Below are 21,632 nucleotides of genomic sequence, written 5' to 3'. Positions count from 1 at the left end.
TCTCCTGTAAATCGCAGGCTTCAGCAGTTTTTTTCCCCCTTTTCTGGCATAGTTGGACATCTGCCAACATTGCTCGCCATAATATCCAGGCAGTGTCCCGTGAATAAAACGGAGTAAAAGTGGTAATGGGTCAGGAAAAGCTATACATCGAGAAAGAGCTCAGTTGGTTATCGTTCAATGAACGCGTGCTTCAGGAAGCGGCGGACAAATCTAACCCGCTGATTGAAAGGATGCGTTTTCTTGGGATCTATTCCAATAACCTTGATGAGTTCTATAAAGTTCGCTTCGCTGAACTGAAGCGACGGATCATTATTAGCGAAGAACAAGGTTCTAACTCTCATTCCCGCCATTTGCTGGGCAAAATTCAATCCCGCGTGCTGAAAGCCGATCAGGAATTTGACGGCCTTTACAATGAACTGCTACTGGAGATGGCGCGTAACCAGATCTTCCTGATTAATGAACGCCAACTCTCCGTTAATCAACAAAACTGGCTGCGTCATTATTTTAAGCAGTATCTGCGTCAGCACATTACGCCGATTTTAATCAATCCTGACACTGACTTAGTGCAGTTTCTGAAAGATGATTATACCTATCTGGCGGTGGAGATAATTCGTGGCGATACCATCCGTTACGCGCTGCTGGAGATCCCATCGGATAAAGTTCCGCGCTTTGTGAATTTGCCGCCGGAAGCACCGCGTCGACGCAAGCCAATGATTTTATTGGATAACATTCTGCGTTACTGCCTTGATGATATCTTCAAAGGCTTCTTTGATTATGACGCGCTGAATGCCTATTCGATGAAGATGACCCGCGACGCCGAATACGATTTAGTACACGAGATGGAAGCCAGCCTGATGGAGCTGATGTCTTCCAGTCTGAAGCAGCGTTTAACCGCAGAACCCGTACGTTTTGTTTATCAGCGTGATATGCCTAACGCGCTGGTTGAAGTGTTGCGTGAGAAACTGACTATTTCCCGTTACGACTCTATCGTCCCTGGCGGTCGTTACCACAATTTTAAAGACTTTATTAATTTCCCTAATGTCGGCAAAGCGAATCTGGTTAACAAACCACTGCCGCGTTTACGCCATATCTGGTTTGATAAAGCCCAGTTCCGCAACGGTTTTGATGCCATTCGCGAACGCGATGTTCTGCTCTATTACCCTTATCACACCTTTGAGCACGTACTGGAACTGTTGCGTCAGGCCTCGTTCGATCCGAGCGTGCTGGCGATTAAAATCAACATTTACCGTGTGGCAAAAGATTCACGCATCATCGACTCGATGATCCACGCAGCGCACAACGGCAAGAAAGTGACCGTGGTGGTTGAACTACAGGCACGTTTTGACGAAGAAGCTAACATTCATTGGGCGAAGCGACTAACCGAAGCTGGCGTGCACGTTATCTTCTCTGCGCCGGGGCTGAAAATTCACGCCAAACTGTTCCTGATTTCACGTAAAGAAAACGGTGAAGTCGTCCGTTATGCGCATATCGGGACCGGGAACTTTAACGAAAAAACCGCACGTCTTTATACCGACTATTCGCTGCTGACCGCCGATGCGCGCATCACCAACGAAGTGCGGCGGGTGTTCAACTTTATTGAAAACCCATACCGTCCGGTGACATTTGATTATTTAATGGTGTCGCCGCAAAACTCCCGCCGCCTGTTGTATGAAATGGTGGATCGCGAGATCGCCAACGCACAACAAGGGCTGCCCAGCGGTATTACTCTGAAACTGAATAACCTGGTCGATAAAGGACTGGTCGATCGTCTGTATGCGGCATCCAGTTCCGGCGTGCCGGTAAATCTGCTGGTACGCGGGATGTGTTCGTTGATCCCCAATCTGGAAGGCATTAGCGACAATATTCGTGCTATCAGCATTGTTGACCGTTACCTTGAACATGATCGGGTATATATTTTTGAAAATGGTGGCGATAAAAAAGTTTACCTCTCTTCCGCCGACTGGATGACGCGCAACATTGATTATCGTATTGAAGTGGCTACGCCGCTGCTCGACCCGCGCCTGAAGCAGCGGGTACTGGATATCGTAGATATTCTGTTCAGCGATACGGTGAAAGCACGTTATATCGATAAAGAACTCAGTAATCGCTACGTTCCCCGCGGTAATCGCCGGAAAGTTCGGGCGCAGTTGGCGATCTACGACTACATAAAATCACTCGAACAACCAGAATAACCTATGCCAATACACGACAAATCCCCTCGCCCGCAGGAGTTTGCTGCGATCGATCTTGGTTCAAACAGTTTCCACATGGTTATTGCCCGTGTGGTGGATGGCGCCATGCAGATTATTGGCCGCCTGAAACAACGGGTACACCTGGCAGATGGTCTGGGGCCAGATAATATATTGAGTGAGGAGGCGATGACGCGCGGTTTAAGCTGTCTGTCGCTGTTTGCCGAGCGCTTGCAAGGTTTCTCTCCCTCTAGTGTCTGCATTGTCGGGACACATACACTGCGTCAGGCGCTGAACGCTACTGATTTTCTGAAACGCGCCGAAAAGGTTATTCCCTATCCGATTGAAATTATTTCCGGCAACGAAGAGGCTCGTCTGATTTTTATGGGTGTGGAACATACCCAGCCGGAAAAAGGTCGCAAACTGGTTATTGATATTGGCGGCGGCTCAACAGAGCTGGTAATTGGAGAAAATTTCGAACCGATTCTCGTCGAAAGCCGCCGGATGGGTTGCGTTAGCTTTGCCCAGCTTTATTTTCCGGGCGGAGTCATCAATAAAGAGAATTTTCAGCGCGCACGCATGGCGGCTGCACAAAAACTGGAAACATTAACCTGGCAATTCCGTATTCAGGGCTGGAACGTTGCTATGGGGGCTTCCGGCACCATTAAAGCCGCCCACGAAGTGTTGCTGGAAATGGGCGAGAAAGACGGCATCATCACACCAGAGCGCCTCGATAAACTGGTGAAAGAAGTTTTACGGCATCGTAACTTCTCGGCGTTAAGTTTGCCGGGTCTTTCGGAAGAACGTAAAACAGTTTTTGTTCCTGGTCTGGCTATTTTGTGTGGTGTATTTGATGCCTTAGCTATTCGTGAACTGCGGCTTTCTGACGGGGCGCTGCGTGAAGGCGTTTTGTATGAAATGGAAGGACGTTTCCGCCATCAAGATGTGCGTAGCCGCACCGCCAGCAGTCTGGCCAACCAGTATCACATTGACAGTGAACAGGCCCGACGGGTGCTCGACACAACTATGCAAATGTACGAACAATGGCGGGAACAGCAACCGAAGCTGGCGCATCCACAACTGGAAGCATTACTGCGCTGGGCCGCCATGCTACATGAAGTCGGATTAAGCATTAATCATAGCGGCCTTCATCGCCATTCTGCGTATATCTTGCAAAACAGCGACTTGCCAGGGTTTAATCAGGAACAACAACTGATGATGGCGACGCTGGTGCGTTATCATCGTAAAGCGATTAAGCTCGACGATTTGCCACGCTTTACGCTGTTTAAGAAAAAACAGTTCCTGCCGTTAATTCAACTGTTGCGTCTTGGCGTATTACTTAACAATCAACGTCAGGCAACCACAACACCGCCGACATTGACTCTGATTACTGATGATAGCCACTGGACGTTACGTTTTCCGCATGACTGGTTTAGCCAGAACGCGCTGGTATTGCTTGATCTGGAAAAGGAGCAAGAATACTGGGAAGGCGTGAATGGCTGGCGGTTAAAAATTGAAGAAGAAAGCACGCCGGAAATCGCGGCTTAATATGAAATGAAAACGGGCCAACCTGTTGCGTTGGCCCAAATGAATTACGCGCTTTCTCGAACAGGTTCTCTTTCAGCTGTAATCGCAATTAACGGCTGCGGTTCACCAATCAAAAAGCCTTGCAGGTAATCAATACCCAAAGAGTGTACGGCTTTGCGAATCTCTTCATTTTCAACATACTCCGCAACCACTTGCATTTTCTTCATTCGTGCCAGATGACAAATCGATGCCACTATCTGGTAATCCAGACTATTCGAGGCAATATTACGGATGAAGCTGCCATCAATTTTTAATAAATTGGCATTCACATTTTTTAGCCGCGCATAACTTGCGTATCCGGTGCCGAAATCATCAATAGCAATCTGGCATCCTAACTCCTGAAGATGTTGTAACGTATTCTGTGCCTGCTTAACATTGGTAAGGGCATTACTTTCGGTGACTTCAAAGATAAGCTGCCACGCCTCTATTTGGTATTTCGCTAATAACTTACTAATTTTAACAGGAAAGCGGGCCTGACAAACTGAAGTTGGCGACAAATTAATCGCAAATCGTTGGGCGGGCATTTTCTCTTTATTTTCCGCCATAAATTGCAATGTATGTTCGATGACCCACATGTCGATACTGGACGATAAGCCAAATTCATGCGCAACCGGCAAGAAATTATCAGGATTGATGAGTTCATCATTCTCCCCTCGCATACGCAGCAAAATTTCATGATAGATATCGCCGCGCACTCCAGTAATTGGCTGGGCCATAAGGCAAAAATCGTCGTGCTCAAGCGCCTGCTGTAGCCGATTCATCATTGCCACTTTGTCTTTTAATTCTCGCTGCAGATACATTGCTCCGCGACGCTGCATATTTTCCGGGGCATTAGTCACTATAGAGAGTTCAGCAACCGTACTTAACTCGCCTAACAGCAAATAAATATGATTCACTGGCGAACGGACATAGCAATAGCTGACACCAATCTGTGGTTGCAATGGCATATCATCCCAAAAGAAACGAAACTGCTTAAGATGGTTATCCAATGCGATAATGCGCTCCTGGTGAGACTCTGTATTCAGTCGCAGCGCGAGATCATTGCCAGAAAGCTGATAAACGTCTTCTCCGGGTTCCAGTAAAGGTGCCAGCCAATGTGAAAGCTTTTGTTTGTATTGGATACGCAGCATGATGCCATAGTTCTTTACCAGCATTTCCATACCGGGAATGCGTAAAAAACATAGCGCGGACCAGGGCGCATCACGCAACGCGCGATTCAAAGCTCGAACATTCGGCAGATGAACAACCGGGTCCACGTAAGCCAGCCGCTGAATGCGTTTGGTCACCGCTCGTTGACGTGTTGCCAGAACCGCCATGTAATTGACGATAAAAGAAAATACCAGATAGCTGGAGGAAGTTATGGTTAGTTGAGTGGTATACCCATGATAAAGGGGAATATAATTCTGGTAGCTATGGATACTGATCATCAGCACTATTGCCCAGAGCAACGAGATCAGCTTGTAGCCATAACGCATCGCTCCCCACATCATCAGCGGCAGCAATAACGACAAGGTATAGTTGGTGCTGAAAATTGTGCTTTTTTCATTTAAAGGCATACATAGCAGAAATAACAATGCGCCCAGAGCAAGCAACCACAGCGCGAACTCTTTTTTTGTAACTTTACTGTCAATCTGTTGTTTTAATTGAGAATAATAGCTTCGCAAATAAAATGGATTTCGTACAGAACGAACGATGAAGTAGCAAAGCGGGACGCCGATTAGATTACCCACCAGTAAAGCCTGATAATTAATTAAGGTTCCCAGATTAAAGGGCATGACGCCAACCAGATTTGTTCTGTTCGCCAGTAAACCTACAAACGCCGCAAACTGGAAGAGCACCAGAAACAACGTTGCAGGGAAAACAATCTGCCAAAAAATGCGCTGGGAAATTAAGCGGGTATCGCCATGTGAAACGTTGTTACGTCGGGGAGTAAACACCCTGTAGCCGCCCCAACAAAGAATGATAATGATAATGAAATTAACCGTTAACGAGAGCGTTTCATAAAAACCAAGCTCGGCATACTTGCGAATAAAAATCCCTAAAGCAATACCTGGCAATGCTGCCCAGCTAAAAAACATCATCATACTGATCATCAGCGCTAGCGGCAGATAAAAGAGAAAAACTTCACCAGAAGAAATATGTGCGTACGTATTTATATGGGCAAAAACAGGCAAGATTATAGACGGCAGGATCAGCGGAAGCCCCCACCATTTATCACGTATATTTATATAAGTTGCATTCAGTTTCATAGATGCTCAGCAGAACCCCTTACATCCTGAAAGGGTGTATTCAGACAGGCATCCCACCTGACTTCGATGGATGATTATTCATCGCAATTAAGGAGCATTGATTCTAATTGTCATATGAAAGTTCCAATTGATATATATCAAACAAAATTACCCTGTTCAATGAATTATTACGTTTATCATGTTAACCCGTCATTATTACATCATTATTGTAAATAATTAAATTAACTTCCATAACATTAAAATATGTATCAACTGACGCTTTTTTACATAATGAACAATTGACCATTGCGCCCGGGTATGCCTTAATGTAAGTACCGTCCATGGCATGGACATACCTTGAGGAACCCTTTGTGAGTCAGCCAACCAGTATGCGAAAACGACACCGATTTAACAGTCGCATGACTCGTATCGTATTGCTTATCAGCTTTCTCTTCTTCTTTGGCCGCTTTATCTACTCCTCCGTTGGCGCCTGGCAGCATCATCAGAGCAAAAAAGAAGCTCAGCAATCCACATTCTCTATCGAATCCCCGGTACAACGTTAGCGGTTACCTTCGTCACCTTTACTGAACAAGACGGCTCAATGCTGTCAGATACGGTTGCTCTTTGTTGTTATCAAAGCGGCAGGCATTTATTTATCTAAATTTTTACCTCTTTGTTCTGATTTCGAATCATTCTGCAATAAGACGCAATGTATATTAAACATAATATATATGTTTTTATTATGCGTTAATGCATATATATTTATTCAATGAATTTAAATAAATTTAATCTATTCCTTCATAGTCTATACATTTACTTTCCTCTTTCGATGATCTTAAATGTCTTGTTTTTCGTAAAGTCTATAACAAGGAATAGTGATGAAATTTAAAAAATGTCTTCTGCCTGTGGCAATTTTAGCGTCATTCATGTTGGCAGGATGCCAATCAAATGCTGACGATCATGCCGCCGATGTTTATCAAACTGATCAACTGAATACCAAGCAAGAAACTAAAACCGTTAATATCATTTCCATTCTTCCCGCAAAAGTTGCCGTAGACAACTCCCAAAATAAACGGAACGCACAAGCCTTCGGCGCACTTATTGGCGCAGTCGCTGGCGGCGTTATCGGCCACAACGTCGGGTCTGGCAGTAATTCCGGAACGACGGCAGGTGCAGTTGGCGGCGGAGCTGTAGGCGCAGCAGCAGGTTCTATGGTGAATGATAAAACCTTAGTGGAAGGTGTTTCTTTAACTTATAAGGAAGGCACCAAAGTGTATACATCCACACAGGTGGGTAAAGAATGCCAGTTTACGACGGGTTTAGCTGTCGTTATTACCACAACGTATAACGAAACGCGTATTCAGCCAAATACCAAATGTCCTGAAAAGAGCTAATAATCAGGAGGAGTCATGAAGAAAGTTTTTCTTTGCGCCATCTTAGCCTCCTTAAGCTATCCGGCTGCCGCCTCATCATTGCAGGATCAACTCTCGGCTGTCGCAGAAGCGGAACAGCAAGGTAAAAATGAAGAGCAAAGGCAGCATGACGAATGGGTCGCGGAGCGCAACAGGGAAATTCAACAAGAGAAACAGCGTCGCGCAAACGCTCAGGCCGCCGCCAATAAAAGAGCGGCGGCAGCAGCAGCGGATAAGAAAGCTCGCCAGGATAAACTGGACGCCGAAGCCACTGCGGATAAAAAACGCGATCAAAGTTATGAAGATGAGCTGCGCAGCTTAGAGATTCAGAAACAAAAACTGGCGCTGGCGAAAGAAGAAGCCCGCGTTAAGCGCGAGAACGAATTTATCGATCAGGAGCTGAAGCACAAAGCCGCGCAAACTGATGTCGTGCAATCTGAAGCTGACGCTAACAGGAATGTGACAGAAGGTGGTCGCGATTTGATGAAAAGCGTGGGTAAAGCAGAAGAGAATAAATCGGACAGTTGGTTTAATTAATCGCTGTCAGTAACTTCAAGCCTATGATTCGTGAGGATTACAGGCTTTTTTATATTGCTAACTTTAGTCAGCAATATAAAAAACCCTCTGTAGCAACAGAGGGTTTTGTTCATTCATAGTGCAGGAATTAAATCATTCCCACTCAATGGTAGCTGGTGGCTTGCCGCTGATGTCATACACCACGCGGGAAATACCGTTCACTTCATTGATAATGCGGTTGGAAACGCGACCGAGGAAATCGTACGGCAGATGTGCCCAGTGTGCGGTCATAAAGTCGATGGTTTCGACTGCACGCAGAGAGACAACCCAGTCATACTTACGACCATCGCCCATTACGCCAACGGAACGTACCGGCAGGAAGACAGTAAACGCCTGGCTGACTTTGTCGTACAGATCCGCTTTACGCAGTTCTTCAATGAAGATGGCATCAGCACGGCGCAGCAGGTCACAATACTCTTTCTTCACTTCGCCCAGCACACGAACGCCGAGGCCCGGTCCCGGGAACGGGTGACGGTACAGCATGTCGTATGGCAGGCCCAGCTCCAGACCAATCTTACGCACCTCGTCTTTGAACAGCTCTTTCAGCGGTTCAACCAGGCCCATCTTCATCTCTTTCGGCAGGCCGCCCACGTTGTGGTGAGATTTGATGACGTGTGCTTTACCGGTTGCAGATGCGGCAGATTCGATAACGTCAGGGTAGATGGTGCCCTGCGCCAACCACTTCACGTCTTCCAGTTTCAGCGCTTCTTCATCGAATACTTCAACGAAAACGCGCCCGATGATTTTACGTTTTGCTTCTGGATCGTTTTCGCCAGCCAGCGCTGCCAGGAAACGCTCTTCTGCCGGAACGTGAATGATGTTCAGACCGAAACGATCGCCGAACATATCCATTACCTGTTCAGCTTCATTCAGACGCAGCAGACCGTTGTCGACAAATACACAAGTCAGGTTTTTACCGATTGCACGATGCAGAAGCATCGCGGTAACGGAAGAATCCACGCCACCAGAGAGGCCGAGGATCACTTTATCGTCGCCCACCTGCTCGCGAATGCGGGCTACAGCGTCGTCGATAATTTTAGCTGGCGTCCACAGCGCTTCACACTGGCAGATATCGCGCACAAAACGCTCCAGCATACGCATACCCTGACGAGTATGAGTCACTTCCGGGTGGAACTGAACACCATAGAAACGTTTTTCTTCGTTAGCCATGATGGCAAATGGGCAGCTTTCGGTGCTGGCGACGGTAACAAAGCCTTCAGGAATTGCTGTTACCTTATCGCCGTGGCTCATCCACACATCAAGCAGCGGCTTGCCATCTGCGCTTAACGCATCTTCGATACCACGAATCAGCGCACTATCAGTTTGAACTTCAACCTGCGCATAACCAAATTCACGTTCGTTGGAGGCTTCAACATGACCGCCCAGCTGCATTGCCATGGTCTGCATGCCATAGCAAACGCCGAATACCGGTACGCCTGCTTCAAAGACATACTGCGGCGCACGCGGGCTGTTTTCTTCGGTGGTACTTTCCGGGCCGCCGGAAAGAATAATGCCGCTTGGATTGAAGTCACGAATTTGTGCTTCTGTCACATCCCACGCCCACAGTTCGCAGTAAACGCCCAGCTCACGCACGCGGCGCGCAACCAGTTGAGTATACTGGGAACCGAAGTCCAGAATGAGGATGCGATGCTTATGAATGTTTTCCGTCATTGACGCTTATTCCGAGGCAAGTGAAACAGATAATATAAATCGCCCGACATGAAGTCGGGCGAAGAGAATCAGGAGCCCAGACGGTAGTTCGGGGACTCTTTGGTGATGGTCACGTCGTGAACGTGGCTTTCCTGAATACCCGCACCGCTGATACGTACAAACTCCGCTTTAGTACGCAGTTCGTCGATAGTACCACAGCCGGTCAGGCCCATACAGGAGCGCAGGCCGCCCATCTGCTGGTGAATGATCTCTTTCAGACGACCTTTGTAGGCTACGCGACCTTCGATACCTTCCGGAACCAGTTTGTCGGCAGCGTTGTCGCTCTGGAAGTAACGGTCAGAGGAACCTTTGGACATCGCGCCCAGAGAACCCATCCCACGGTAAGATTTGTAAGAGCGGCCCTGGTAGAGTTCGATTTCACCTGGAGATTCTTCAGTACCCGCCAGCATAGAACCTACCATCACCGCGCTTGCACCTGCGGCGATAGCTTTGGCGATGTCGCCGGAGAAGCGAATACCACCATCTGCGATAACCGGAATACCGGTGCCTTCCAGCGCTTCAACTGCGTCAGCAACGGCAGTGATCTGCGGGACACCTACGCCAGTAACGATACGAGTCGTACAGATAGATCCAGGGCCGATACCGACTTTGACCGCGCTGCAACCGGCTTCTGCCAGAGCGCGTGCACCCGCAGCTGTTGCCACGTTGCCGCCGATGATTTGCAGATCCGGATATTTAGCACGAGTTTCACGGATACGCTGCAGAACGCCTTCAGAGTGACCGTGAGAGGAGTCGATCAGCAGAACGTCAACGCCTGCGGCAACCAGCGCATCAACACGCTCTTCGTTACCCGCACCTGCGCCAACCGCAGCACCAACACGCAGACGACCTTGTTCGTCTTTACAGGCGTTCGGTTTACGTTCTGCTTTCTGGAAATCTTTCACGGTGATCATGCCGATCAGGTGGAATTCATCATCAACCACCAGCGCCTTTTCAACGCGTTTTTCGTGCATTTTTGCCAGCACAACTTCACGGGCTTCGCCTTCACGCACAGTTACCAGACGCTCTTTCGGCGTCATGTAAACGCTAACCGGCTGGCTCAGGTCGGTCACAAAACGCACGTCACGACCAGTGATGATGCCGACCAGTTCGTTTTCTTCGGTAACAACCGGGTAGCCAGCAAAGCCGTTACGCTCGGTCAGTTCTTTCACTTCACGCAGCGTCGTGGTTGGCAGAACAGTCTGCGGGTCAGTTACCACGCCAGATTCGTGTTTTTTCACACGGCGAACTTCTTCCGCCTGGCGTTCAATGGACATGTTTTTGTGGATAAAGCCGATACCGCCTTCCTGAGCCAGAGCAATAGCCAGGCGCGCTTCCGTTACGGTATCCATTGCTGCGGAAAGCATAGGAATATTCAGACGAATAGTTTTCGTCAGCTGAGTGCTGAGGTCAGCAGTATTCGGCAGAACGGTAGAATGAGCAGGAACGAGGAGAACGTCGTCAAACGTCAGAGCTTCTTTAGCGATACGTAGCATGGGCAATATCTCGACCAGAGTGGTTAATAAATATTGCCGCGGCATTATACAGAGCGTAACCGATTGCATCTACCCCTTTTTGCAAATAATGCTTGCGCTCCCCGGTCAGCACGTTACTATCGATTGAATAACCTGCTGATTTAGAATTTGATCTCGCTCACATGTTACCATCTCAATCCCCCGCAATTTTTACGGTTAGTCGCCTGAATCAGACCGTCCGTTTGCTGCTAGAGCAGGAGATGGGGCAAGTGTGGATCAGCGGCGAAATTTCTAACTTCACGCAACCGGCTTCCGGTCACTGGTACTTTACGCTCAAAGATGATACCGCCCAGGTACGCTGCGCAATGTTCCGCAACAGCAACCGCCGGGTGGCCTTTCGCCCGCAACACGGGCAGCAAGTGCTGGTTCGCGCCAATATTACACTCTATGAGCCACGCGGCGATTATCAGATTATCGTCGAAAGTATGCAGCCCGCCGGTGAAGGTTTGTTGCAACAGAAATACGAACAACTCAAAGCGAAATTGCAGGCTGAAGGTCTGTTCGATCAGGAGCTTAAGAAACTACTCCCCTCCCCTGCGCACTGTGTAGGTGTCATCACCTCAAAAACAGGTGCCGCACTGCACGATATTTTGCATGTGCTTAAACGTCGCGATCCGTCATTGCCAGTGATTATTTATCCTACCGCGGTACAGGGTGACGATGCGCCAGGGCAAATCGTTCGTGCCATTGAGCTGGCGAATCAGCGCAACGAGTGCGACGTGTTAATTGTCGGGCGCGGTGGCGGTTCGCTGGAAGATTTATGGAGTTTTAACGACGAACGCGTGGCGCGGGCAATTTTTGCCAGTCGCATTCCGGTTGTCAGTGCCGTTGGACATGAAACCGATGTGACCATTGCCGATTTCGTTGCCGATTTACGAGCACCAACTCCGTCGGCTGCCGCTGAAGTGGTGAGCCGTAATCAGCAGGAGTTACTGCGCCAGGCGCAGTCTGCGCAGCAGCGGCTGGAAATGGCGATGGATTATTATCTCGCCAACCGCACGCGTCGCTTTACGCAAATTCATCATCGCTTGCAGCAACAGCATCCGCAGCTCCGGCTGGCGCGTCAGCAGACTACACTCGAACGTCTACAAAAGCGGATGAGCTTTGCGCTGGAAAATCAGCTTAAACGTGCCGGACAGCAACAGGTGCGGTTAACACAGCGACTGAATCAGCAAAATCCACAGCCGAAGATTCATCGCGCGCAAACGCGTATTCAGCAACTGGAATATCGCCTGGCTGAAACCCTGCGCGCGCAGCTTAGCGCCACGCGTGAACGTTTCGGTAATGCGGTGACGCATCTGGAAGCGGTTAGCCCACTGTCAACGCTGGCGCGCGGCTATAGCGTCACCAGCGCCGCAGATGGCGCGGTGTTAAAGCAGGTGAAACAGGTAAAAGCGGGCGATACGATGACCACGCGTTTAAATGATGGCATTGTAGTAAGCGTAGTGAGCAACGTGACGAAAACCCGCAAACCACGCAAAAAAGCGGCTAATCCGTAGGTCGGGCAAGATGCGCCAGCATCGCATCCGGCAATATCACCATGTCAGCACCAGATACAACCATGCCATCACTGAAAGCAGGCGATTAGACCTGCCTTATTTTGCAGAACTACACTACAATCCTGCGTCCCCGTGTCTTCAAACATTCCGCATTGCTCGGAGGATAAATAGGGATAGCTTGGCGTAATTGAAGGCCACCCCAACGAGCTAAAACTTGTGTGCAGCGTTTCTAACTCACTGTACGTTGGCGCATTGCTCATACTTCCACACTGCTTTGCTATATCCCATTTGGCTGAATCAACTCTGTGTCCCAACGCCCAGGTTTCGTTGACCACATTTGGAGCCACCACAGCAACCGCACCAGCAGGTAATTCTGTTTTCAGCAAAGGTCGATGTAATGTTTTGCCATTCACCACTACCGAGTCTGCCATATGTCCCCAGAAGTGAGCTGAAGAGACATTTGGACTGGTTAAAACGGTAAAAATAGTGTCCATCGTTGCAGTCACAGTTGGGTAATTATCCAGCGTTACTGTTAGCGGCGTTTTATAACCCGGCGTATTGTCCTGACGAACAGTAAAGCTTGCCGTGCCGTCTGCACCTGTCACGCCACTGATCTCGTCCCCACTTGCAGCCAACCGAGTAGCCACTCCTGATGATGGCTGGATGGTGATATCATCCATTTCCGCTACACTAACTCCATTTGCAGGCGACAACGTCGCCCCGCTGTTACGCGGCGCAGCATCGCCGCGGTGTAACATAAAGGCCACGTTCGGCACCGCTCTTCCGGAACTGTCTTTCACCGTAACCATCACCGACATGGCATCGCCTTTTTTTGCCACCGCCGCCTGATAAGCAGAATCAAACGTCGTCGAGGTCAGCGTCACGGCAGAAACCGTCGAGTGTGGATGCACCAGGCACGCCTCATAGGCCCAGGTTTTCCCTGATGCCAGTAGCCCCGTGTACAGATCTATTGCTTCACAAACAGTGGACCCTTCTTTCGCTGGACAGGTTGCATTGGTCCACCACGCATAACCGCTCTGCTTCACTGGCCAACCAATCTCTTTCACGATAGTGCCATTAGGGTAGCGAGCGTATAACGATTTAAGTTCGTCCAGCGAAGGGTGGCGCGCTTCTTCACACGGATCGGTTCCCCCCGCATCGCCTCTCTGCGAGGAATGTGGTGCAGGCCAGTCTTCATTATTAAGCTTCACTTTAGTGAGCGTTTTACCCGCACCGCTGGTGGCACCCATTTCAGCCCACAGTTTGGGTCGTTCAAATTCCGTACCGTCAGCCGCGGTGACCGTTTCCGGCATATGGCCCCAGTAGTTCGCTTTCGGCGTATCAGGGCTGGTCACAACCGTAAAGATCGCACTCAAACTCTGCGACACTACGCTGGTATCATCCAGCGTAGCCTGCATCGGTATTCTTTCACCAAAACCGGTATTGGGCTGGTTGATGGTCAGCGTCGCCGTACCGTCCGACCCGGTCGTGCCATAAAAATTATCACCAGTGTTCAGCAGATAGGCCTGGTGATTATACTGGTCTGTCACTGAAATCAGTCTGGACTGATAATCGGTCACCTCGACATTCTGGCGACTAACCGTTTTCCCGTGGCTCAGTAAGAATGGCGTGTTGCCTACAACATTCCCCTGGGCATCACGGGTCGTCACTTTGAACGTCATTTGCTCATGAACATCTTCATAATTGGTTTTGACTTTTACTGCATCAAGACCGTCCACGCTAACCGTTTGTTCTGACGTCAGCTCAATTTTCTCTACTTTCTTATTTGCCGTCGTCTGACAACTCAGGTATCCCCCGTTCGTCTCCAGCACGCTGCTGGTACCGCTACTGAGCTGTACGCCGAGATAATTACGATTTCCCACGCTGGCGCTATCCGCCGTACTGGAGTCATAAACTTTCAACACCGGCCAGCCGTCTACGGTATGCCCACCCCAGTTGCCGGACAACGTAGTCAGCGCGTCTTTTGTCGGGATAAAATCCGCGCCGCAGCCGTTATTTTTGGCAGCCTGCGCTTCGGTAAACAGCGCCCAAATCTCATTGTCTTCTTCAGGCCCTTTGCGCGCATTGCCCGCTGAACCGCTCAGTTCCGAGAACAGCAAAGGACGTTTAAACGTTAGCCCGCCCGCCGTTAGCGTTTCCGGCATATGGCCCCACATTTTTGCATTTGCGCTATCCGGGCTGGTCACCACAGTGAAGATGGTGTCCATACTGGCTTTTTTGGTCGGGTCGGAATACAACGCTGCGATCAGCGCCGTTTTAGTGCCGTGGGTATCCGGACGGGTAATGGTGAGGATCTTGCTGCCATCGCTGCCGGTCATTGCGATATAGCTCGTGGCGGTATCGTTCAGCGTTATCTCATCAGGCTGGCCGCCATCGACAACCACTGAGGATACAATGCCATCGCCGCTGCCCGCCACATGACGTTCCTCTGAACGGGTATAACCATCACCACGTTGAAGGATAAACGGCATATCTGCCATTGGATTACCCGCGGCGTCTTTTACTGTCACCTTGACCTGTAATGTCTCGCCCTTTTTCAGCTTTGCCGCATTGAGGCTACTATTCCACTGAGCTGGATCCACAATTTCTAACGTGATGCTGTTGGCAACAGTATTTGCAGTAGTCAGACAGCTTATATAAACAGGAGGGGTAACATTGCTTTGTACATTACCATTATTTAACCAGACTGCCGCAAAATGCGGCACCTTATCGACTGGAGTGCTACTCCAGTATTCCTGGAGCTGAGTCGGCCAACCGTGTACTGTCTGAATGGCATTGTTAGTGTTGGCGCTGTACAACGCAGCAAGTTGGTTTTTGCGTGGTACTTTATTTTTTTCACAACCGCCCGCAGCACTGTTTTCAATATCCGCCTGATTGACTCGTACCCAGCTTTCATTATTTTCTACTTGTGGACTACGCCCGCCACTGACCTCCTGAATTAATTTCGGGCGATTAAAGGTCATGGTTCCAACAGTAATTGAGTCATCCATATGCCCCCACATTTGTGCCACAGAAACATCAGGACTTGTTGGCACGGTAAAGGTCACATTGTAATTTACAATATTATTCGGAACCGCTGATTGAGTTGGGGTAATTGTCAGTGGTGTACTTAAGCCAACGCCTGCGGGCTGCTCAATTACGATTGTCGCCACTCCCTGCGCATCCGTAAGACCTGAATAAATTACTGATGGTTGCGAGGTACCATAGGCGGTTCCGTTCATTGTGAGAGCACCACCAGACGGATCGGTAAAACCAGATACCAACCCAGCTCTGTTCTGACTCATCCCTTTGGTAACGGTAAATGCGGTAAAAGGGACAGGAGTATCATTGTTCATCGCGTTAACGGTACGAACCGTCATGGTTATTTTTTCACCCACCTTCGCTTTAGCAGAATTGGAACCGGGTGAGATATCTTTGTCTGTTTCTACCACGACACGAGCCACGAGATCATTGGCAGAACAAGTGAGATAGTTTTGCCTGAAACCAGAATAAGTGGTAACCGAGCCATTATCGAGAGCAACAGAGGAATGTGAATCTGCTTGTTCAACCGCTGTGAGGTAATCTTGTTTTATCGTCGGCCAACCATACTCAGTACCAATCGCATTTCCTTGATTTGCTACGTATAAAGCTTCCAGAGAACGTTGCCTCGGAATATGTCCAACGCCGCATTCCTTCTGCATACTGGACTCTTGATCAAACAAGGCCCAGTCCTCGTTGTTTTCGCGCATTACCCCCACTTCATGCGCCGTTTCATCTGCCAGCAGTGGGCGTTTATAGATATTCCCATCAGAAATAATCCCTCTTGCCATATGCCCCCACATCCGGGCCTGATCGCTGTCCGGACTGGTGATAACTGTAAAAATCACGTCCTTCTCATCCGATGCAGCAAAGTTGCTGCGCATTGTCGCGGTGATATGCGTTTTAACACCAGCACCGTCTGGTTGCGTAAGTGTAAGCGTAGCCTGACCGTTAAAGTCGGTTATGCCTTCATAGTTGTGTGCATCAATCTGGTGTAAATTCGAGTCGCCGGAAATATGTACTGGGTGCACTTCCCACGTGGGATCGGATTGATTTTTACGGTTAATTCCATCATCTAAATGAAGTGAGAAATAGTAGTAAGCCAGCGGCTGATTATTATTTTTTTTATCGGTAATGGTCAGGCGCATGAGTGTATCTTCACCCACCGGAACTTTTACTGCCTGCAAACTCTCATCATAGTTTTCGGGGGTCAGCACCAGTTCGGGGTCAACCTCCGGTGCGTCTGTGTCCACACAACTCACCAGATACTTCGTACTATCTGCTTGCTGTGCTTCGCTATGGTTCGTAACATCTGCGGCATGATGCTTCCCGGAGGTCCCTGCCAGCGAAGACCAGTAATAATCTCCCTGCATTGGCCAACCGACGACTTCTTGCACTGAAGTAGGAATGACGGTTTTCATCGCACCAAACTGCCGCATACCAGGCAGAATGTCGCAGTGGTTATCTGCACCACTCCAGGTGAAGGTTGACCATGTTTCGTTATGATCGATGACTGTACCCGCTTTATTATCCACTTCTGCTGCCAGTTTCGGACGGCTGAAGGTGTATTGCATCGCCTTTAACGTTTCTGCCATATGGCCCCACATATTAGCCTGCGGGACATCCGGGCTGGTGAGAACGGTAAAGATCACCGCCGTTTCGCTGCTTTGCGTAATGCCAGAAAGACTGACAACCAGGGGCGTTTTTACACCGGGACCATTCGCCTGCGTTACCGTAACAGTAGCGGTGCCATTGGCATCGGTAGTACCACGATATTCCGTAGCTGTAGTCGTTAACTCTGTACTTCCGAGTCTTACTGGACCGGTGTTATTCACAACATTCTGCCGGTTTACCGCATCTTTACGTTTGATAATAAAAGGTATATTACCTGCCGAATTACCCTGACAATCTTTGGTCGTTACGGTTAAAGTGATTGAGTTGCCAACGGTAGTTTTAGCCGCGTTTAGTGTTTCATCATAGTCACTGGCACTGACAGTAACCAGATCACCCACTGCGCTGGCAATATTTAACGTGACCTGTTTTTCATTAAGTAACACCGTTCCCTGATTAGGTACGCCTGTAAGGGTAAAGAGATCCAATGTTGGGAGCGTTTTGTCTGGATCAAACTGCGGAATCGCCACCAGTTTATGACCCGCCAGGTTTTGTACACAAAAGGAACGATCAGGACGTGGTTGTGGGGTGAGCGGCACATCGGGCGTAGCGGCGTCTGCCCAGATAAGGGTGACGGCTGGCAACATTTGATCTTCCCAGCGCAGTAATGGCGGACTGTTGAATATGTCACCTTCATTGTCGCGCGGGTTGGTTAAAATCATGCTCGTTGCGCTGGCCTCAATGCTGAAATTACCGGGCATAGCTGTATTAGCAATATCATGCTCCACAGTGGGATCAAGCTGAACACTTCCTTGATAGACGGGTACGCTGGCGCTATCTGCAAAGGGAACGGTGCCATTTATAGCATCAGTTGAAGCACTTGATTGTTGCCACTGTCCCCCTTTTAACACGGCCATTGCCGGCAAGGTCAGGGATAGCAATAAAATCGCCGTTATTACTTTTATTAGTTTCAAAGCCCCATCCATGATTGAAACCTGCCCGTTTAAAGTTGCGTTTTCACCTCAACCCACTTTGCTTAACGCTGGCTAAGCAAAGTGCGCGGAAAAACACCATTCCCTGGCGGGAATGGTGCTGGTAACGATTATTTTCTCTGGTAGTCGATAGATAAGCCGTAGCCCTGAACGCCATCGTTGCCGAGGACAACGCCACTTCCGGCAAAATCGAACGCGGTTTTCGCTTCGGCGTTGGTAACAGGGATAACCAGGTCGCTGTTGTTGTAAGTCGGATTAACAAGACCACCGGCTGTGCCCAACTGGAGGCTGGTTCCGGTAAAGCGCCAGCGATAGTTGTACTGGCTGGTAACCTCTTCGCCTGCATCATAAGTACTGTTGTTGTTTTTATCTTTCCACAACATGACTTGATAAGTGGTATTAGTTTTGAGTTTCGTCGTTTTACCCAACAGATTCGTATTGATGTCTTTTTCGTGAATTACGACGTGAACGGCATCATCAAATACCGGACCTTCCGGAATATCATCGCTGTCAGAACCACCGCCCGCATTGGTGGAAAGGTCAAGCATCACCACCTCATCCGCAACATTCGGATCACCGGTAGTGGTAGTCGGCGTGATTTTCAAACCTATGTATCGATCAGCATCCGCAGCCGCGATGGTATATGTATCGCTCCCTACGGTACCAATCTCTTTAGGATCTGCTCCTGACTGGTCGCTATAACTCATCCACTGGAGGGTTGCTTTAGTCGCTGTGTTATTGTCATCAAGGTCCCCCTGAGTATCACCAATCGCCCAGTTGGCTGTCAGTGTGTCCCCCACATGAAACTGCTTATCACCGTCCGTTGTGACCGTGCGGCTACCACGATCAATATCAATAGTGACATGTGATTTATCAGCATCCGCTATCTCTGAAGCACTTCTGGTGATCCACGGCACGGTCCCCTGAATGGTGCCGGTACTTTGTGATTCTGATTGCCACTGCCCAGCTCTAAGATTGCCCTGCCCTTCAGCCATTGCGACAGGCACTGCACAGTACCCCGCTAAAGCCAGCGCTAGCGCGACTTTCGTCAACGGCCGCGTTAAATGATTGTTCATTCAATTCTCTCCTTGATTAATATCCAGCGACTGGCCGATCGGCCATTACGCCGATCTAGTGCTTGCTGTAAACCACACGTAATCCATACCCCTGCACGCCATCTTCTTTTTGGGCACCAAATTTCTGTACGGCCTCTTCGTTTGTCGCAGGGATGACAATATCTTCATTACTGGTATTCGATTGCGCACCGGTATAGCCATTGACGCTGTGCCCGGTAAACTCCCACTGGTAGTCGTATTGCGCCATTTCCTCTTCCGTCAGTTTTTCCGACTGCTGGAAAACTCCATCGTTGTTGACATCGCGCCACAAGACAAAGCGATAGGCATTATCAACAGGCAAATGCTCTTTCTCATTGCCGATAAGATTGACAGGGTTAGTCGCAGATACACGGTAGATAAAGGCATTAACATCATTGCCCCCCGCGCCGAGGAAAGTCACATCTACATAGTTACTGTCGTCATACGGCGCGGCTCTCGCTTTCCAGCGGAAAGTACCGGGTAGCGTACTGGAGAGCGTAACGGTGCCTTTTTCTTTATCCTGCTTAGCGATAAAGACGCAGGGATTCTCGGTTGAACAGGGTTTATTGGTGAGCGTAACTTTTTTATCCTGCGCATCGTAAAGCTGCGGCGAAAGGTTATCTACTGGCAGAGCATTGCCGTTGCGGTCAGTGTCATCCCCAAAGCTATCGGTGACGTCGAGATCCATCACCACGCCATCGACGCCGTCTGCCTGGGCGCTGGCTTCGTGGCTGTGATTGTTCTCATCCGGCACATCTGCGATGTTGTTGACGATCAGCTCAATTTTACGATCCTGCTGCACGGTGATTTCCACCACACCGGAATTCTGCCGATTACCCTTTTCATCTTCCAGCGCCAGACGCACGCGCCAGGTATTGAGTTTTTCCTGGTCGGCAGGATCGGAGCTGTACTGCCAGGCTGGCAGCACCAGATTCCAGTGGTTGTTGTTACCTTCAGTGATGGTATTCGCTTTAACAACAGGCATGACCAGCGTGCGGGAAGCGTTATTTTTCGCCTGCCACGAGGCGGCGACAATTTTGTAATGGTGGTTGATCAGCGCGTTGATGGTCCATTTACATTTTTCCAGGCCAACCGCTTCCTCTGGCGTGTCTTTAATCACGCATTCCGGGTGCTCATTGGTGGCGTCTGCTTTAAGCCACAAGGTGACATCAAGTGGGTCTTTTTCTTTGTATTCCAGCACGATAAAGTTATTACGTTCGACGAAGTCATGGTGACTGCCCATCAGCGAGTGAGCAACTTTGACGTTATCGCTATTCAGTTGATCTTTTAGCGGAACACCGAACTGATAGTTAATCGTGGCGTTAACACTAAGATCACTGTTATCTCCGGTACCTGCTTTATAGTCTGTCCCGACCGTCAGTAACGGAACGGGTTGATAGTTCACGCCGAGCGTCACTGCATAGGGATCTTTTTCTAAATTATCGGTGCCGAAGAGCGCCACTTCGTCACCATAATATTGCTCGAAAACAATTTTGCCCCCCAGCTGCGGATAAGAAGGTAACCAGGCTTCCGCCCGGATATCCCAGCCACGTGCGGGTCGTTCTAAATAGAAATCAAAATCTTTTGAATCTTTCCAGTCTGAAAGCGGATGATAATAGTTACCAGAAAATTTTAAATAATCCGTCCAGGCTTCTGTTCCTAAGCCTAAACGGCGATGTCCACGGGTGAAATCATAATCATAAAATATATTCCCCCCCAGAAGCCATTTATCAAAATTATGTCTTACGCCTAAACCTATATTACCTATCGTTCGATCTTCTTTTCGTTGCGCAGAAAACTGACTGAAATAGACCGTACTCTGATTATCATACCAGGGGACAAAATAGTCGATTGAACTGCCGTCCAGATCGCCATCCTGACCGATGGAAAGGTTAGAGCGAACTTTACCATAAGGAGAAAGCGCACCTTCGATATAAGACTGTGCGGATGATGTGATTTGCCCTTGCAGATAGCTTCTCGCCTGGGATTCAAGCGCTTCTGGAGTCAGGTTCTCAAAGCCCTGTTGGGCGGACTCGGTAACGTAATTGGCACCACGTTCCTTGACGGATTTGCCTTTGTTACTTTGTTCTTCTTGTTGAGCAGATTCGCTTGCCAGATCAGGTAATGAAGATTCGCTTTGCTTAATATTTATCTCCGGTG

The 21,632-nt window shown here is 49.0% G+C and carries 13 protein-coding genes; 6 read left to right on the top strand and 7 right to left on the bottom strand.

All coding sequences use genetic code 11. From position 1 onward, the window contains the following. Positions 1–125 precede the first annotated feature (125 nt). Both ppk1 and ppx read left to right on the top strand, forming a co-directional pair. The gene (gene ppk1 / locus FEK42_RS00060) at positions 126–2,192 is read left to right on the top strand and encodes a polyphosphate kinase 1 (RefSeq protein ID WP_130207473.1); all 2,067 of its coding nucleotides are present in this window, start codon (positions 126–128) and stop codon (positions 2,190–2,192) included. A 3-nt stretch (positions 2,193–2,195) separates the two neighbouring features. Further along, complete coding sequence (ppx, locus tag FEK42_RS00055) at positions 2,196–3,737, top strand: exopolyphosphatase (protein ID WP_135492886.1); 1,542 nt, start codon at positions 2,196–2,198, stop codon at positions 3,735–3,737. A gap of 44 nt (positions 3,738–3,781) precedes the next feature. On the opposite strand, the gene FEK42_RS00050 is transcribed toward ppx, so the two are convergent. Both FEK42_RS00050 and FEK42_RS22735 read right to left on the bottom strand, forming a co-directional pair. After that, positions 3,782–6,025, bottom strand: a complete 2,244-nt coding sequence (locus FEK42_RS00050) for a sensor domain-containing phosphodiesterase (RefSeq protein ID WP_130207477.1) — start codon at positions 6,023–6,025, stop codon at positions 3,782–3,784. A 181-nt stretch (positions 6,026–6,206) separates the two neighbouring features. Next, positions 6,207–6,347: a hypothetical protein gene (locus FEK42_RS22735; RefSeq protein ID WP_165383276.1), complete on the bottom strand. Its 141-nt coding sequence runs from the start codon at positions 6,345–6,347 to the stop codon at positions 6,207–6,209. Between the two features lie 28 nt (positions 6,348–6,375). Here FEK42_RS22735 and FEK42_RS00045 point away from each other — a divergent pair, with 28 nt between their 5' ends. From FEK42_RS00045 to FEK42_RS00035, 3 genes are all read left to right on the top strand, one after another. Beyond that, the gene (locus FEK42_RS00045) at positions 6,376–6,567 is read left to right on the top strand and encodes a YfgG family protein (RefSeq protein ID WP_165383277.1); all 192 of its coding nucleotides are present in this window, start codon (positions 6,376–6,378) and stop codon (positions 6,565–6,567) included. A gap of 312 nt (positions 6,568–6,879) precedes the next feature. Beyond that, the gene (locus FEK42_RS00040; protein WP_165382790.1) at positions 6,880–7,398 is read left to right on the top strand and encodes a glycine zipper 2TM domain-containing protein; all 519 of its coding nucleotides are present in this window, start codon (positions 6,880–6,882) and stop codon (positions 7,396–7,398) included. Between the two features lie 15 nt (positions 7,399–7,413). Further along, entirely contained in the window at positions 7,414–7,953 is a 540-nt protein-coding gene (locus tag FEK42_RS00035) for a DUF5384 family protein (protein ID WP_130207481.1), read from the top strand. Between the two features lie 132 nt (positions 7,954–8,085). Here the strand turns inward: FEK42_RS00035 and guaA are convergent, their stop codons facing one another. Further along, positions 8,086–9,663 (bottom strand): glutamine-hydrolyzing GMP synthase, encoded by a 1,578-nt coding sequence (gene guaA, locus FEK42_RS00030; RefSeq protein WP_000138266.1) that lies wholly within the window; start codon positions 9,661–9,663, stop codon positions 8,086–8,088. A 68-nt stretch (positions 9,664–9,731) separates the two neighbouring features. Next, the gene (guaB, locus tag FEK42_RS00025) at positions 9,732–11,198 is read right to left on the bottom strand and encodes an IMP dehydrogenase (protein ID WP_001296289.1); all 1,467 of its coding nucleotides are present in this window, start codon (positions 11,196–11,198) and stop codon (positions 9,732–9,734) included. Between the two features lie 161 nt (positions 11,199–11,359). On the opposite strand from guaB, the gene xseA reads away from it, so the two are divergent. After that, the gene (gene xseA / locus FEK42_RS00020; RefSeq protein ID WP_135492887.1) at positions 11,360–12,736 is read left to right on the top strand and encodes an exodeoxyribonuclease VII large subunit; all 1,377 of its coding nucleotides are present in this window, start codon (positions 11,360–11,362) and stop codon (positions 12,734–12,736) included. Positions 12,737–12,804: 68 nt separating this feature from the next. Here xseA and FEK42_RS00015 read toward each other — a convergent pair whose 3' ends face one another. From FEK42_RS00015 to sinH, 3 genes are all read right to left on the bottom strand, one after another. Beyond that, positions 12,805–18,372: a DUF823 domain-containing adhesin gene (locus FEK42_RS00015; protein WP_138211694.1), complete on the bottom strand. Its 5,568-nt coding sequence runs from the start codon at positions 18,370–18,372 to the stop codon at positions 12,805–12,807. 116 nt (positions 18,373–18,488) lie between these two features. Then, entirely contained in the window at positions 18,489–19,454 is a 966-nt protein-coding gene (locus FEK42_RS00010) for a SinI family autotransporter-associated protein (protein WP_131162108.1), read from the bottom strand. 55 nt (positions 19,455–19,509) lie between these two features. Then, positions 19,510–21,632, bottom strand: a 2,123-nt coding sequence (gene sinH / locus FEK42_RS00005) for an intimin-like inverse autotransporter SinH (protein WP_138211693.1), incomplete at its 5' end; no start/stop codon positions are given.

This window comes from Escherichia sp. E2748, assembly GCF_005781125.1.
GTDB lineage: Bacteria > Pseudomonadota > Gammaproteobacteria > Enterobacterales > Enterobacteriaceae > Escherichia.
The sequence above is the reverse complement of the archived record's forward strand: the minus strand, read 5'-3'. Positions and strand labels throughout refer to the sequence as shown.

What these genes read in the sequence shown, in the direction of transcription:
- ppk1 (WP_130207473.1), top strand. Translation starts at nt 126, where the DNA reads ATGGGTCAGGAAAAGCTATACATCGAGAAAGAGCTCAGTTGGTTATCG.
- ppx (WP_135492886.1), top strand. Translation starts at nt 2,196, where the DNA reads ATGCCAATACACGACAAATCCCCTCGCCCGCAGGAGTTTGCTGCGATC.
- FEK42_RS00050 (WP_130207477.1), bottom strand. Translation starts at nt 6,025, where the DNA reads ATGAAACTGAATGCAACTTATATAAATATACGTGATAAATGGTGGGGG.
- FEK42_RS22735 (WP_165383276.1), bottom strand. Translation starts at nt 6,347, where the DNA reads ATGGACGGTACTTACATTAAGGCATACCCGGGCGCAATGGTCAATTGT.
- FEK42_RS00035 (WP_130207481.1), top strand. Translation starts at nt 7,414, where the DNA reads ATGAAGAAAGTTTTTCTTTGCGCCATCTTAGCCTCCTTAAGCTATCCG.
- guaA (WP_000138266.1), bottom strand. Translation starts at nt 9,663, where the DNA reads ATGACGGAAAACATTCATAAGCATCGCATCCTCATTCTGGACTTCGGT.
- guaB (WP_001296289.1), bottom strand. Translation starts at nt 11,198, where the DNA reads ATGCTACGTATCGCTAAAGAAGCTCTGACGTTTGACGACGTTCTCCTC.
- xseA (WP_135492887.1), top strand. Translation starts at nt 11,360, where the DNA reads ATGTTACCATCTCAATCCCCCGCAATTTTTACGGTTAGTCGCCTGAAT.
- FEK42_RS00015 (WP_138211694.1), bottom strand. Translation starts at nt 18,372, where the DNA reads ATGGATGGGGCTTTGAAACTAATAAAAGTAATAACGGCGATTTTATTG.
- FEK42_RS00010 (WP_131162108.1), bottom strand. Translation starts at nt 19,454, where the DNA reads ATGAACAATCATTTAACGCGGCCGTTGACGAAAGTCGCGCTAGCGCTG.